The organism is Neglectibacter sp. X4, from assembly GCF_009917365.1.
Lineage (GTDB): Bacteria > Bacillota > Clostridia > Oscillospirales > Acutalibacteraceae > Acutalibacter.
Window position 1 is genome coordinate 1 of record NZ_QWLE01000335.1, and the last position, 544, is coordinate 544.

Annotated in this window: 1 protein-coding gene; it reads right to left on the minus strand. The window is 44.5% G+C overall.

The annotated features are described in order from the left end of the window. Window positions 1-211: 211 nt before the first annotated feature. A partial coding sequence (locus D1841_RS18455) for an amidohydrolase family protein (RefSeq protein WP_207710224.1) occupies window positions 212-544 on the minus strand: 333 nt, incomplete at its 5' end.

The window sequence follows — 544 nt, forward strand, 5'->3', positions numbered from 1 at the left end:
ATACTTTTCTAGCTTTCCCTCCAAAATTTCCAGACAGGACAGCGCCTGCTCGGAAACAGTTTCGCCTTTATCAGAAATCTGACCTGAAAGGTAAAGCACTCCGTTGTGAATGACTGCTTCGTGGAAGCGTCCGTTTGAATTGTAACGTTCTAATTTCATATTTCTTTCTCCTTTTCGTTCCATAAATTATTTTCTTTGCATCTTTTTATTTTTACCGGTCTGCGTAGCGTTCTATCATACCGCTGCGCACATGGCTGTGGTTGCCATGCTCCATGGCGACTTTGCCGTTTACCAGCACATAGCTGATACCTTCCGGCTTGCTTCTGGGATCCACCATGTTCTTATTCGGTTTCAAGTTTTCCAAATCTGCAATGACGATATCTGCCTGCATACCTTCCTTCAGATATCCTCTCTTTGTTAAACCGAGAACCTTTGCCGCATTGCCTGTCAGCTGTCCCACTACTGTCTCCAGCTTATATCCACGCTCTAATCTGCTGTTGATGTACTCTATGATTCCGCAAAATCCAGATGGCGTTCCGTTATC